Below are 13391 nucleotides of genomic sequence, written 5' to 3'. Positions count from 1 at the left end.
AAATTGATTCTAATGATTGATTAAACAAAGGGTAAGTATTATAGCATATAAGAAAAGTTATAGAAAAAATTGTAAAATAGGAAGAACTTAATATCAAAAAAAAAGAAATACACTATATGGCTCTTTATCTATAGTTCGTTTAAACATACTAAAACCTCCAACGAATTTTTATATAAATTATACATTTTTAGATTTTATTTTTAAAGAGGTGATATTATGGCGCGGGTTCGTGATCCCAATCGCGATAAAGCACTAGAGATTTATATGCAACATGACGGTAAAATAACTAACCGTGCCATCGCGGAAATCTTGGGTGTATCAGAAAAAACCATTGGTTCATGGAAATCTAAATCAAAGGATAATTGGAAAGGAAAATTAAACGGAGTACTCCAATCAAGCGAACGGAGTACTCCGATAAAAATACAATCGAAAAAAAGTAAAGAAAAAGTCGCCGAATCAGATGACATTTCCACTTTGGTAACAGAGGACGGATTAACTGATAAACAACGGCTTTTTTGTATGTACTATGTTCGGTCACTGAATGCTACAAGTGCATACAAAAAAGTGTATGATTGCAGCTATCAAGCAGCGATGGCGAACGGAAGTAGATTGCTAAGTAATGCTAAGGTGAAAGAAACTATTGCTGAATTGAAAAAGCAAAGGCTTGAGAGTCTTGATTTAGATAAATTTGATGTGTTAGAGAAGTATAAAGCTATCGCCTTTGCGGACATAACGGACTTCATTGATTTTACTCAAGTTGATTCGGAAGCAACAGAGACAACAGTTGAATATAATCCTGATGGCTCGAAGAAGTCTGAGAAAACAGAAGTAGTACCATATACGTATACAAAATTCTCTATGCATCATTCAGAAGAGATTGACGGCATGCTCATAACTGAATTGTCGAAAGGTAAAGACGGCATGTTCAAAGTTAAACTTGCTGATAAGATGGCAGCACTTGCATTTCTTGCAAAGTATACGGATTTACTCAATGAAAATGAACGTAAGCAGTTGCAGAATGAGCAAGCCAAGTTGAACATTGATAAAACAAAAGTTGAAATTGATAAACTGGAAAAACCTGATAGTAATAAGCAAGAATCGGAGATTGCGAAAATGTTACGTCGCATGGCTGGTGAAGAGTAATGGCTGAATTAACAAAAAAGCAACAGACCGTTATGGATTCGTACGTAAAAGAAAAACCAAAAATCATAGTCGCGAGTGGCGCAAAGCGAGCAGGAAAAACATTTGTGTTTATCTTGCTTTATTTAATGCATATTTCAAAGTATGAAGGACAAGGGTTATCTTTTATCATCGGTGGCGCTACACAAGCGAGTATACGACGCAACGTACTAGATGATATGGAAATGATATTGGGCAAAGAATTAAAGCTCAATAAGGCCAATGCTGTTACGATTTTCGGTAATAAAGTATATGTATTTGATGGGGCAAAAGCAGATTCATGGAAAAAGGCACGTGGTTTTACTGCAGCAGGGGCTTTCGTCAATGAAGGAACCGCATTACATGACACATTTGTAAAAGAAGTTATTTCACGTTGTTCTTACCCAGGAGCTCGAATATTAATTGATACAAACCCGGAGAATCCAGCACACAGTATCAAGAAAGACTACATTGATAAAGATGGTCAAACTTTAGAAAGTGGTCGTTTGAACATACGCGTATTCAATTTTTCTTTATTTGATAACGATAAATTAGATGAGGAATATATCGAATCAATTGTAGCAAGTACACCTTCAGGTATGTTTACTGAACGTGATATTCACGGACGCTGGGTAGCTGCAGAAGGTATAGTATATAAAGATTTTAAAGAGAAAGTACATTATGTTTCTTTAGAGGAATTTGCCAAAAAGAATATCGTAAAATATTTTGCTGGCGTTGACTGGGGATATGAGCACTTCGGATCTATTGTTGTACTGGCAGAAGACGACCAAGGCGATGTATATTTGTGTGAAGAGCATGCTCATCAATATTATGAGATTGATGATTGGGTAAAGATAGCGAAAGATATTAAAGAGCGTTATGGCAATATCAACTTTTATTGTGATACAGCTCGACCAGAACATGTTGCACGTTTCAAACGCGAAAAAATACGAGCATTCAATGCAAAGAAAGCAGTTGTTGCAGGGATTGAAGAAGTAGCTAGACGATTCAAATTGGAAAGATTATTTATTGTTCGTGATAAAGTAAAACGTTTTGAAGATGAAATTTTTCAATACGTGTGGAATTCGAGTACAGGAGAACCAGTTAAATTGTGGGATGACGTACTGGATGCTCTACGCTATGCGATTTATACGCATTATTACAAAGAAATCATCACAGGAAAGAACCGATAAGGAGTGGTCCAGTGAACGAATACATTGCTTATATCGATGAGAAAGGCGTTACGCCTCTATTACTTAATAAGCTGGTAGAAGAAACCAAGGCTGAACGGAACAAACGATTACTCAATTACAATCGCTATAAAGCTGAACTATCAGCAGTACCAATTTTAACACGTAAACCAACTGATTACGCTCAAGGTAATGACCATGTTGTTCGTGTTGACGATAAGGTGAATAACACTTTAAATAATCCACTAGATGCTGAAATAGTAGATACAAAGGTTGGCTACATGTTCGGTAATCCAATTTCATACGTAGTAGACAAACAAGCTCAAGGCCTTGATAAATTATCCGAGGCGATTGAGCTTTTTAATTTGCGTAATTCTGTTGATGATCTTGATAGTGAGTCAGGCAAGAAAACAGCTATTTGTGGTTATTCAGCACGACTGCTTTACATTGATACTGATGGCAATGAAAGAGTAACTGTCATTGATCCGTGGGAAACGGTCATCCTTTCTGAAACAGCAGATGTTAGCGAACCTAAATACGCTATACGATATTTCAAAAGCGCTGAACTAGATGCTGATGGTGAAAAAGTAGAGATTGAGCAGCTGGTGTTTTACGATGCAGCAACTGAAAGGCTCTACACCCGTGCTGATGCTGATTCACCTTTTGTTTTAAAAGATGAACGGAAGCACTTATTCGACTATTGCCCATTGTTCGGTGTTCCTAATAACGAAGAGCTACAGGGTGATGCAGACAAGGTGTACAACCTCATCGATGCTTATGACCGAACGCTATCTGATGCATCAAATGAAATTGAACAGTTCCGATTGGCCTATCTGGTTCTTAAAGGAATGGGGATGGATGACGAAGATGCAAACAAACTGGCACGGACAGGTATCTTTGAACTGATGGGTGAGAATGACGACATTAAATATCTAACTAAAGATGTTAATGATCAAATGATTGAGAATCATTTAAACCGTCTTGAAGAGAACATCATGCGCTTAGCTAAGAGTGTAAATTTCAGTGATGAATCATTTGCAGGAAATGCAAGTGGTGTAGCTATGAAGTATAAACTAATGGCACTTGAGAACAAATGCAAAACGATGGAGAGAAAGTTTACGACAGCTTTACGTTACCAATTCAAAGTCTTGTGTAGTGCATGGGCCAAAAAGGGTATTTGCTCTAAGGACGATTATTTGAAAGTTTGGTATGAGTACAAACGAAATATACCGGTTGATTTACTTTCAGAAGCACAGGCCTCACAAGCTTTAAAAGGGTTAGTGTCAGAGCGTACACGACTTTCTAAGTTATCAATTGTTGATGATGTGGAGTATGAACTTGAAGAGATACAGAAAGATGCACAATTGTTTGGCAATGAGCTTGAACCTTTGAATGAGGATAACGAAGATCCGAAAGAAGTTGAAGAGTCATGAATCAACAGGAAATCAATCGTATCTTAGATGATTTAGAAGCTAAAGCTGAAAGAGACATTGAGGTTGTTTTTGTAAGACGTTTAAAGACGATACTTGCTCAAATGTTGGAGATGCATCGTAAGTTTGGAAAGAACAGCCAAGCTACTTGGACTGACGTTAATAAGTACAATCGCTTTAACCAAGAGATGAAGTTAATTGCTCAACAGTTAAACGCTGACTACAAAGAGATTATAAAGCTCATACAAGCGTCAGAGGAACGACTTTACATCGAGAGATATTTATTGATGGCTTATCTCTTACAACAGTCTACAGGCGAGGAAATGGGCTTTAAAATACCATCTGCTGAGGTGATTCAAGCAGCGTTAACTAATCCTGTTGAGTTTTTGACGTTACCAAAGATATTTGAGGCTCATAGGAACGACATTATCAGGCGATTAAACATCGAGATTGCTCAGAGTTTACAGGCTGGTGAAAGCTACACAGATATGGCTATCAGGATTGAAAATGCTATGGGATGGACGAGGAAGAAAGCCATTCTAGTAGCTCGTACTGAAGGTGGCCGTGTGAGATCACAGGTTGATTTAGCTATTGAGGAACAGGCGAGCAAGACAGCACGGCTAACTAAGGTTTGGATGTCCTCACTTGATACCAGGGTAAGGAAGTCTCATAGAAAGCTAGACGGGCAGAAAGCTGATAAAGATGGTTATTTTCACTACGGTAAGTGGAAATCAAAAGCTCCAAGGTTATGGGGGATTGCATCGATGGATATTCAGTGCCGTTGCCATACGATTTACATGGTGAATGGCAAGTTACCGGAATACAGGCGAGGCAGAGACTACATGGATGATACTTACCAAAAGCAATTGGCCGCACGTATTGATGCTTATATGTCTGATCAAGGTCTAACTTATAGACAAGCTTTTAACAAAGCGTATCAACAGGTTAAACCGCCCAGTGTAACGGTGCCATTTATGAGTTATGAAGAGTGGAAGAAAAAATTTAGCGCAAATTGAAGTTTGAAAGTTTCTCAAGGGTAATCAAAATTATTTTGTAATTAAGTAAGGAAAGTTATATAAGAATTTTAATCGTGTGGTAAAATAAACCATAATAACGTATAGAAATAACAAAAAAACATTTAATTAGGAGGTGGATTTTATGAATGATAAGAAGAATAATAAATTACAAATTTTAGCGATATTGCTGATGATATCATTATTGGTTGGTGCATTTGTTATTTTTTACTTAGGTCATTACATGGTGGGTTCAGCTTTATTTGTAATTTTTATGCTTATTTTGAACGGTATTAGTAGTTGGAAGAAAATGAAAAATGATGAGTATATTCATTTGAAAAATTATAAAAATAACGAGAAATGGTAATTAAACTTCTTATTATGCTTGTTCAAAACTTGGTTTTTTCTCATGATATTAATCAAAAATTGTTATAAACCTACACAAGTCATTCACTTTGAATGGCTTTTTATTTTTGTCTTTCCTCTCGCAGACGCTATAAAGAACGAGAACAAATACACTATTGAACAGTTTAGGGATTCTTACGGATAACTAAATTGGGCAAGGAGGAAAACATGAAATATTATCAAAATCCATTCAATTTAAGAACTCTATTACCTTTAGATATTCAAATGCTTGCGGGAGAAGGAGATCCTAATCCCGAGCCAACGCCTGAACCTACACCGGAGCCAGCATCAGGAGGAAACGGTCAAGGGGCTACATTGACACTTGAATCAGTTCAATCATTTCTAAACGACAATGATGAGGGTAAGAAATGGCTTCAATCATTTGCTGATACTCGAGTAACTGATGCAATTAAAACGTACGAAACTAAAACTCTTCCAAAGAAATTAGAAGATGAGATTTCCAAGCGTTACCCACCTGAATCGGAGGAAGCAAAACAGTTACGCGACTTAAAAGCACAATTTGAGCAGTCTCAAAAAGAAGCTGCGCGCGAAAAGTTGGTTAATCAAGCGTTGTCTACTGCAACAGAAAAGAGTTTACCAGCTAAATTAGTAGAGTTCTTTGTAGGTGAGGATGCAGAAAAGACAACTGCTAATTTAGGCATCTTAGAAGCTGAATTTAATGCGGCTGTACAAGCAGAAGTTGATAAACGCTTCAAAGATGGAGGAACGCCACCACCACCAAAAGGCGGTAATCCTACAGCATTGACGAAAGAGGCAGTACTGAAAATGACTCCTGAAGAAATCAATGCAAACTGGGATGAAATCGTTAAAAACAAATTACTATAAACCGATTATCGGTAAGGAGGAAATAATAATATGGCAATTACAAACTTTATTCCAACAATTTGGTCAGCTCGACTATTACACAACTTACAAAAATCTTTAGTATTCGGACAAGCTGGTGTAATCAATCGTGATTATGAAGGTGAAATTAAGGCTTATGGTGACACTGTAAAAATCAATGGTATTGGTGCTGTAACAATCGGTGACTATACTAAAAACTCAAATATGGGTGATCCTGAAGAGCTAACAGATCATACTCGTTCACTACAAATCACTGAATCAAAATTCTTCAATTTCCAGATTGATGATCTTGATAAAATTCAACAAAACCCAAAATTAATGGATGCTGCAATGGCTGAAGCTGCTTATGCACTATCGAATGTTGCTGATCAATTTATTGCATCACATTATGTACATGCTACGAATACTATTGGTACTGATGCAACACCAATTGAAGTGACAAAGGATAATGCTTATGAATACCTAGTAGACCTTTCAACTAAGCTTGATGAATCAAATGTGCCAACTCAAGGTCGTTTTGCTGTTCTACCACCTTGGTTTGAAGGTTTATTGTTAAAGGATGATCGTTTCGTTGGTTCAGGTTCTTTACCAGCTGATGAGCGTTTATTAAATGGCGTTGTAGGTCGTGCAGCAGGTTTCTTATTAATGAAATCTAACAATGCTCCTACTGTTGCAGCAGACACTGGAGTGGTTGCGAACTCAAAAATCATCGCAGGTCACAATATGGCTTGGACGTATGCTGAACAAGCAGCTCAAGTTGAAGGATACCGCCCAGAGAAACGTTTTGCAGATGCTGTGAAAGGACTTCACTTGTACGGTGCCAAAGTGACACGTCCTGAAGCTCTAGCAGTGTTATCAGCTAAACGTCCACAATAAGGAGGGGTTTTAAGTGTTTGTTAAAAACTTGAAAACAGATATCACATGGGCGGTCACTGAGGAACACGGTGCACGTCTTTTACGTACTGATGAATTTGAAGAGGTAGAAGCACCAAAGCCTAAACGTGTTCCGTCTAAGAAACCAGAGTCAGAAGATGAAGTAGAAAAGTAGGTGGTCTTATGTGGGAACCAACACAAGAAGAAATAGATCAGTTAAAGCAAATGAATAACGTAACAGGAGCTAAGCATGATGGATTTTATCGTGCAATGGCTCCTATTTTATTTGATGTTGCAAAAGACCATTGTAATGGAAAGTGGGAACCGTCAGAAATGCCACAGGGTGTTAGGTTGTTCATTGCTAAAGCAATTCAGTTTAATACTCAAACAACTGGTCTTAAAGGACGTACAATGGGGACTGTCTCGTATAGTTACGACACCGAGTTCCCAAAAGCCATTTGGACATATCTAAGGCCATATAAGAGGGTGAGATTCCATGCATTACGATGAATTTCCTCATGAGGTTGAAGTAGTTCAGAAACGTAAGGTATCCGATGGTGCTGGTGGCTTTAAAACAGAATGGTCTCCAGTAGATACTATGGAGGTATTTGTGGATACACCAACATCAAAAGAGAGATTATTGGCGCATCAAGTACAAAATCCTCTAGATCGCTTTATGTATTACCCTTATCGCACTGACTTAAAGTCGGATATGCGATTAAGCTTTGAAGGTGAAATGTATGCCTTTGCTGGACATCCTGAAGATCAAGGTGGTCAACATGAAATTATGCGTGTTGCTTTGAAATTAGTGACATAGAAAGGGGATGGACAAATGGCTAGCAGTATCTTTAATACCGCTGTATCTGTAAAAATGGTTGTTGAATCTGGAACACATAAAAGTGAAGTTGAGATTTTTAAAAATAAAGTTACCATTCAAGCTAAAGTCATTGAGATGAAGAAAGATGGTTAGGATTACTTACTCAGGTCGCCAATTAATGAGGGCTGCACAAAGGTTTGAAGAAGGACTGTTGGATAAAGTATCTGACATCGTATATGAGACAGCTAGATTAATAAAATCTCAAGCTCAGGCGCTTGCTCCAGTGGATGATAGTGGCCTTAAAGATTCTATTGAAATGAAAATGCTAGGAAAGTACAACGCTGAGGTTACTGTTGGCGCAAACTATGCAATTTGGGTTGAATTCGGTACTGGTATCTATGCTCAGGGTCCAGGAGGAAGTCGTGCTAAGAAAATCCCTTGGGTATATTACAGCGAAAAGTTAGGACATTGGGTTACTAGTAGTGGTAACAGAGCTCAACCTTTTTGGGGCCCTGCTGTTGATGCTGGTGGTGAATACTTTAAAACAGAAATGCGGAGGTTGGGACTATGAGTTATTTTATACTTCCGTTTTATGAAATACAGACAGCTATTTATCAAAAGTTAAAAGCGAGCCCACATTTACAGGCGCTTGGAGTAGAGGTCTATGATACACCTGATGAAAACACACCTTATCCTTACGTAACGATTGGAGAGCCATACAGCAATCCACTTGATACAAAGACAAATAATTGCGAGCAAGTTAGCTTCACGATTCATGCATGGCGAAAAGACAATGATGAATCAACAGGGAAACGAATCCTATATGAAATTCTTAGCGCTTGTCAGCAGGCTTTAATTACACGAAGGTATTCTATAAATGGTTTTACAGTATTAGATGTTACTAGGAACGGGGCGCAAGTGTTTGATGATGTAGAAGTAGGGCTTAAACATGGCGTGTTAACAGTGCGCTACAAAGTACAAATTAATTAGGAGTGATACAATGGCACGTTTAAATGGTAAAGATAGCTTATTGTTAGTACAACCTACTGATAACGCATTAGGCGCAGGGGGTTTTTTAATTGGAGATCAAACCGAACATACACATTCTTATGAGCGTGAATTAACGGATGAACAAACGAAATTCGGACGTATATTAGGACCGGGACAATTATCAGAATCACTAGATGTTACCTTTTATGGAAATCCTGATGATCCTGGACAAACAGCAGTATTAGAATCAATTCAAAAGGGCACACAATTAAAAATTTGGGAAGTTCAAAAGCATCTCAATAAGAATGGAAAGCACAATTCTTTATTTGCGTACACATACGTAGAATCATTAGAAAAATCAGCGCCCACAGATAATTTCTTGGAGATTTCAGCAACTTTACAGGTTCTGAATACAACTAAGAAAGGTGAATTAAAACCATTACCAGATGATGTACTTAACTTCGGTGATTATGATTTCGAGGCTCCTGGTGAAAAAACTGGTGAGTTTAATGGTGAAGAAACAACAACTCCAGTTGCAGTTACTGGTTTATCAGTGAATCCGACAACACTGACAGTTGGTGTAGGTGATACAGGTAGTATCGTCGCTAATGTAGTACCAGTGAACGCGACAAATAGATTAGCGACATTTTCATCGAGCGATGAAGCAATTGCTACTGTGAATGCACAAGGGGTTGTAACAGGTGTAGCAGATGGTTCAGCTACAATTACAGCAACAACAGTAGATGGTGGATTTACAGCGACAACAGCAGTGACAGTAACTGTATAAACGAACGAGAGAGGCTAATTAGCTCTCTTTTTTATTGAAAACAAAACAGAAAAGGATGATTATAAATGGCTCAATTATTAATTGGTGAAAACACTCTTACAGCGAAGTTTACTTTTGCTTTTAAAAATAAGGCGGATAAAGAATTCAATGATTTAGATGCACATGGCAACCGTCCAGGTGGATTTAATCAGATCTATCAAGGCTTATTGCAATTTGATTTAGATGCTTTACGCGCATTTTGGATGTGTGGACTTGCTCATTTATCTAAACAGCCTAGCAAAGCAGAAATTGAAGCAGCTCTAGAAAAGCGAATCGAAGAGGATGGCGATGTAGAACCATTATTCCAAGAAGCTTTCCGCGAAATAGATGAATCGGGTTTTTTCAAAAAAGCTGTCAAGACATTCTGGGAGAACTTAGAGCTATTCGAATCAGTAGCATCCGAGGAAGAAAAAGAACAGGCAGCAGCTGGAATCGAAATGATGAAATCGGCGCGAGCCGAATTATTAGAGAACAAACAGATCGAGTTAGTGAAATCCGACAAATCTACCGAGACGCAGCAAGATATCTAAAGGTCTATGATCCAGAGTTAATTCTATCTTGGCGTCCCAGTGAGTTTAGAGCTTTCTTGGAAGGGGCTCAAGATGCACGTATCGACCATTATCAAACATTAGCAGACGCAGCAATGTTCAATCGAGTGGCGACTAATAAGCAACGTATCAATCCTAAGAGCGACTTGTTTGATGCGGATAAAGTAAGAAAATCCATGAATCAAAAAGAAGTAGATCCAGAAGTTAAGAAACGGAAACATGCAAAAGCAATGGCTGCATTGAAAGACTGGAAGCCATAGAAGGGAGAGGAGAATGCTATGAACGGAAACTTCACTGCTCAAATAGGGGCTCGTATAACGCAGTTTATGGCACGTATGAGGCAAGTTCGCGAGGCCATTCGCACTTCGGCAAATGATGTACGTGTAGAAATTGGTGCAGATATATCCGAATTTAACCGTCGAATGGCTGAAATTCGAGCTCGTATAGCAGCGCTTGTACGAGATAAAGTAGTCGTCAAAATTGAGGCACGAATAGAAAACTTCCAAAGGAAAATACAACGTATTGCAACAGATATTCGTGCCTTTGGCGAGCTCATGCAACACACGTTACAGGGTTCAATAATTGCCGTTCTACCGATGATTGCACCACTACTAGCTAACGTAGGTGTAGCTATCGCAAATCTTGGTCCAATGATCGGTACATTAGCTGGTTCCACTTTTGCTTTAGCAGGGGCGTTTGCAAGTGCTGGTGTCGCAGCAGGAGCCTTTGCAGCAGTCGCAATACCCACGATTAAAAAGTTATTTGAGGAAAACGCACAGTTAAATTCAGCTCAAAAGACTGCTAAAGCCTCTTTTGACAACATGAAATCAACTTACCAGGGACTTGTAAAAGAAACTGAAAAGCCAGTGTTAAATGCTTTTACAAGTGCAATGCAGGCCACAAATACATTACTTACAAAGTTAAGACCATTGTTTGTATCCAGCGCTCAAGCAGTATCTAGCTTGATGACACAACTTAACGAAGCTATTGGTACACCTCCAATTCAAAAGTTCTTAGACTATTTGAATACAACAGGGGCACCAATGTTAAAGATTTTGACAAGATCAATGGGGAATCTCCTTCAAGGTGTATTTTCAATGTTAACGGCATTTGCACCATTAACAGCATCAACAGCCAAAGGCTTCGAAGAAATGACAGCACGCTTTGCTGACTGGTCAAACGGATTATCTGGAAGTTCTAAATTCCAATCCTTCATGGACTATGTGAATACGAACATGCCGAAGATACGAGCAATCTTCCGAGATGCGACTGCAGGTATTGTTTATTTCTTCAGTGCATTTGGTAGTTCATCAAGCGACATGATGTCAGGTCTTGCTAATATGATGGCTCGATTTAAAGAGTGGTCAGCAAGTTTATCTCAAAACCAAGGATTCCAAACATTCTTATCCTATGTACAGCAAACTGCACCTAGCGTTCTACAGTTAATAGGAAACCTAACTAAGTTTCTAATGAATTTAGGTATTGGTATGGCTCCTGTTGGTGCTGGTCTAATGAACATCGTCAATAACATCTTAGAGTTTATTAATGGAGGGATGGAAGGCAACCGAGTGATCGGTGTGCTTTTAGCTAGTTTTATTTCAATTGGTGGTGTATTGCTAGCTGTCGTACCTAACATAATTGCTTTTAGAGAACTTTTCAAAGGGTTAGGCCCAGCTATTACTGGTGGCATAGGTAAGGCAATACCATTTGTTACAGGATTATTTACTAATTTCAGTGGAACTATGGCGAAAATAGGAGGTGCCATTAAAAATTTCGGAAAGCCTATTGTTAAAGCATTTGGCATGATGACTAGCCCAGTTGGCTTGGTTATTTTAGCTATCGTAGGTTTTATCGCGATTTTGGTACGCCTATATCAAACAAATGAAAAATTTAGGTCTCAAGTTCAAACAGCCTGGGCAGCTATTAAAACAGGCATTTCTATTGCTGTAACAGCGATCAAAGATTTAGTAATGTCAGTATGGTCACAGATAACTACATTCTGGAATGAAAATCAAGAAAGCATAAAGTCAACAGCATCTACTATTTGGAATGCTATTGGTACCGTAGTTACTACTGTTATGTCAGCCATTGGAGCTATCATGCAGTTTATTTGGCCTGTCGTTAAAGCTTTAATCGTATCAACTTGGGAGGCTATAAAAAACGTTATCCAAGGTGCCATTAATATTATCTTAGGCATTATTAAAACTTTTAGTGCCTTATTTAAAGCTGATTGGCAAGGCGTTTGGGATGGCATTAAGCAAATATTAGGTGGAGCATTACAAGCAGTTTGGGGTATTGTTAACCTTTACTTTATAGGTAAATTACTTGGCCCATTAAAGGCATTTGGTTCTACTGCAAAGACGTTTTTACAAGGTATTTGGACTGCGATAAAAGGAATCTTCACTAATACATTAAATGCTATAAAAAGCATTGTCACATCCACGTTTAATGGAATCAAAACTACCATTACATCGATTTGGAATGGAATTAAGTCATTCTTTACATCGGTTTTAAACGGTATCAAAACAGTTTTTACAAGTGTATGGCAAAGCATTGCATCCTTCCTAGATAATTTATTTTCAAGTATTTCAGGTCTTGTACGTGCTGTTTGGAATGGTATTAAGAGCGTAATTTCAAGTGTTTTAAATGCCATAGCTAATGTCGTTAAAAGCATTTGGAATGGAATAAAGAATTCAATTACGTCTATTCTTAACGGTATTAAATCAACAATAGAAACCATTTGGAATGGCTTTAAAAATATTGTTACAACAGCAATGAATAATGTTAAAACTGCTGTCGCTAACGGTTGGAATACAGCTAAATCGTTTTTAGAAAATATCAGTCTAGTAAGTATTGGTCAAAATATCGTAGCTGGATTGGTTACTGGGATAAACAACTGGTTCGGAAAAGTAAAAGCGAAAATTGCAGAACTTGCAGAACTATTGCCAGCATGGTTACGTAAAAAGCTAGGCATTCATTCGCCTTAACTTTTAGGGCTTTCATTACTGTGAGGTAGTGTCAAAACGAGTTAAATTGCTGGGAAATCGTAAAGCTGGTGTAACTACAACGTGACTGGAAACAGTGGGCGTGAATGTGGTCGAAAGACAGAAAAAATACACTAGATGACATAAGGTGAAATAAAAGCGCAAATAGCGTCCTAAGTGTCGAATAAATTGATAATCAGCAGCCAAATATCCGTGTAGGATAAGGTTCAACGACTGTAATACTCGGTGCGTTACATTGTAACCATATTGGACAGTCTACTCCCTATACTTAA

The 13391-nt window shown here is 38.1% G+C and carries 17 protein-coding genes; all 17 read left to right on the top strand.

Annotation, left to right across the window (positions count from 1 at the left end; translation table 11 throughout):
• Positions 1-216 precede the first annotated feature (216 nt).
• The 17 genes from BFM98_RS01845 to BFM98_RS01775 all read left to right on the top strand — a co-directional run bounded on the left by BFM98_RS01845 (position 217) and on the right by BFM98_RS01775 (position 13101).
• Complete coding sequence (locus BFM98_RS01845; protein ID WP_083225197.1) at positions 217-1143, top strand: terminase small subunit; 927 nt, start codon at positions 217-219, stop codon at positions 1141-1143.
• Positions 1143-2351 carry a PBSX family phage terminase large subunit gene (locus tag BFM98_RS01840; RefSeq protein WP_066036397.1) on the top strand — a complete coding sequence of 403 codons (1209 nt, stop codon included), beginning with the start codon at positions 1143-1145 and terminating at the stop codon, positions 2349-2351. The genes BFM98_RS01845 and BFM98_RS01840 overlap by 1 nt, the downstream gene beginning before the upstream one ends.
• 11 nt (positions 2352-2362) lie before the next feature.
• On the top strand, positions 2363-3781 hold the full coding sequence (locus tag BFM98_RS01835) for a phage portal protein (protein WP_066036396.1): 1419 nt from the start codon (positions 2363-2365) through the stop codon (positions 3779-3781).
• Positions 3778-4794, top strand: coding sequence for a phage head morphogenesis protein (locus BFM98_RS01830; RefSeq protein WP_066036395.1), 1017 nt, complete (start codon positions 3778-3780; stop codon positions 4792-4794). The genes BFM98_RS01835 and BFM98_RS01830 overlap by 4 nt, the downstream gene beginning before the upstream one ends.
• A 142-nt stretch (positions 4795-4936) precedes the next feature.
• On the top strand, positions 4937-5158 hold the full coding sequence (locus BFM98_RS01825; protein WP_066036394.1) for a hypothetical protein: 222 nt from the start codon (positions 4937-4939) through the stop codon (positions 5156-5158).
• Between the two features lie 206 nt (positions 5159-5364).
• Positions 5365-6042, top strand: a complete 678-nt coding sequence (locus tag BFM98_RS01820; RefSeq protein WP_066036393.1) for a DUF4355 domain-containing protein — start codon at positions 5365-5367, stop codon at positions 6040-6042.
• Between the two features lie 30 nt (positions 6043-6072).
• On the top strand, positions 6073-6936 hold the full coding sequence (locus tag BFM98_RS01815; protein WP_066036392.1) for a phage major capsid protein: 864 nt from the start codon (positions 6073-6075) through the stop codon (positions 6934-6936).
• 13 nt (positions 6937-6949) lie between these two features.
• On the top strand, positions 6950-7108 hold the full coding sequence (locus tag BFM98_RS23780) for a DUF7302 family protein (protein ID WP_175400695.1): 159 nt from the start codon (positions 6950-6952) through the stop codon (positions 7106-7108).
• Between the two features lie 8 nt (positions 7109-7116).
• Positions 7117-7443 (top strand): head-tail connector protein, encoded by a 327-nt coding sequence (locus tag BFM98_RS01810; RefSeq protein ID WP_066036391.1) that lies wholly within the window; start codon positions 7117-7119, stop codon positions 7441-7443.
• Positions 7430-7750 carry a phage head closure protein gene (locus BFM98_RS01805; RefSeq protein ID WP_066036390.1) on the top strand — a complete coding sequence of 107 codons (321 nt, stop codon included), beginning with the start codon at positions 7430-7432 and terminating at the stop codon, positions 7748-7750. Before BFM98_RS01810 ends, BFM98_RS01805 begins: the two co-directional genes overlap by 14 nt.
• A 15-nt stretch (positions 7751-7765) precedes the next feature.
• Complete coding sequence (locus BFM98_RS23775) at positions 7766-7903, top strand: hypothetical protein (RefSeq protein ID WP_158651964.1); 138 nt, start codon at positions 7766-7768, stop codon at positions 7901-7903.
• On the top strand, positions 7896-8321 hold the full coding sequence (locus tag BFM98_RS01800) for an HK97-gp10 family putative phage morphogenesis protein (protein WP_066036389.1): 426 nt from the start codon (positions 7896-7898) through the stop codon (positions 8319-8321). The genes BFM98_RS23775 and BFM98_RS01800 overlap by 8 nt, the downstream gene beginning before the upstream one ends.
• Positions 8318-8740, top strand: coding sequence for a DUF3168 domain-containing protein (locus BFM98_RS01795; RefSeq protein WP_066036388.1), 423 nt, complete (start codon positions 8318-8320; stop codon positions 8738-8740). The genes BFM98_RS01800 and BFM98_RS01795 overlap by 4 nt, the downstream gene beginning before the upstream one ends.
• Before the next feature lie 10 nt (positions 8741-8750).
• Entirely contained in the window at positions 8751-9527 is a 777-nt protein-coding gene (locus BFM98_RS23770; RefSeq protein WP_066036387.1) for a phage major tail protein, TP901-1 family, read from the top strand.
• A gap of 65 nt (positions 9528-9592) precedes the next feature.
• The gene (locus BFM98_RS01785; RefSeq protein ID WP_066036386.1) at positions 9593-10096 is read left to right on the top strand and encodes a tail assembly chaperone; all 504 of its coding nucleotides are present in this window, start codon (positions 9593-9595) and stop codon (positions 10094-10096) included.
• A 56-nt stretch (positions 10097-10152) separates the two neighbouring features.
• Positions 10153-10374, top strand: coding sequence for a hypothetical protein (locus BFM98_RS01780; RefSeq protein ID WP_066036385.1), 222 nt, complete (start codon positions 10153-10155; stop codon positions 10372-10374).
• An 18-nt stretch (positions 10375-10392) separates the two neighbouring features.
• Positions 10393-13101, top strand: coding sequence for a phage tail protein (locus BFM98_RS01775; protein ID WP_066036384.1), 2709 nt, complete (start codon positions 10393-10395; stop codon positions 13099-13101).
• The last annotated feature ends 290 nt before the right edge of the window (positions 13102-13391 follow it).

The organism is Lysinibacillus sp. AR18-8 (assembly GCF_001705465.1).
Lineage (GTDB): Bacteria > Bacillota > Bacilli > Bacillales_A > Planococcaceae > Lysinibacillus > Lysinibacillus capsici.
The sequence above is the reverse complement of the archived record's forward strand: the minus strand, read 5'-3'. Positions and strand labels throughout refer to the sequence as shown.

Bases quoted from the DNA above. Each gene is read 5' to 3' on its own strand.
- BFM98_RS01845 (WP_083225197.1), top strand. From the start codon at position 217: ATGGCGCGGGTTCGTGATCCCAATCGCGATAAAGCACTAGAGATTTAT.
- BFM98_RS01840 (WP_066036397.1), top strand. From the start codon at position 1,143: ATGGCTGAATTAACAAAAAAGCAACAGACCGTTATGGATTCGTACGTA.
- BFM98_RS01830 (WP_066036395.1), top strand. From the start codon at position 3,778: ATGAATCAACAGGAAATCAATCGTATCTTAGATGATTTAGAAGCTAAA.
- BFM98_RS01825 (WP_066036394.1), top strand. From the start codon at position 4,937: ATGAATGATAAGAAGAATAATAAATTACAAATTTTAGCGATATTGCTG.
- BFM98_RS01820 (WP_066036393.1), top strand. From the start codon at position 5,365: ATGAAATATTATCAAAATCCATTCAATTTAAGAACTCTATTACCTTTA.
- BFM98_RS01815 (WP_066036392.1), top strand. From the start codon at position 6,073: ATGGCAATTACAAACTTTATTCCAACAATTTGGTCAGCTCGACTATTA.
- BFM98_RS01810 (WP_066036391.1), top strand. From the start codon at position 7,117: ATGTGGGAACCAACACAAGAAGAAATAGATCAGTTAAAGCAAATGAAT.
- BFM98_RS01805 (WP_066036390.1), top strand. From the start codon at position 7,430: ATGCATTACGATGAATTTCCTCATGAGGTTGAAGTAGTTCAGAAACGT.
- BFM98_RS23775 (WP_158651964.1), top strand. From the start codon at position 7,766: ATGGCTAGCAGTATCTTTAATACCGCTGTATCTGTAAAAATGGTTGTT.
- BFM98_RS01800 (WP_066036389.1), top strand. From the start codon at position 7,896: ATGGTTAGGATTACTTACTCAGGTCGCCAATTAATGAGGGCTGCACAA.
- BFM98_RS01795 (WP_066036388.1), top strand. From the start codon at position 8,318: ATGAGTTATTTTATACTTCCGTTTTATGAAATACAGACAGCTATTTAT.
- BFM98_RS23770 (WP_066036387.1), top strand. From the start codon at position 8,751: ATGGCACGTTTAAATGGTAAAGATAGCTTATTGTTAGTACAACCTACT.
- BFM98_RS01785 (WP_066036386.1), top strand. From the start codon at position 9,593: ATGGCTCAATTATTAATTGGTGAAAACACTCTTACAGCGAAGTTTACT.
- BFM98_RS01775 (WP_066036384.1), top strand. From the start codon at position 10,393: ATGAACGGAAACTTCACTGCTCAAATAGGGGCTCGTATAACGCAGTTT.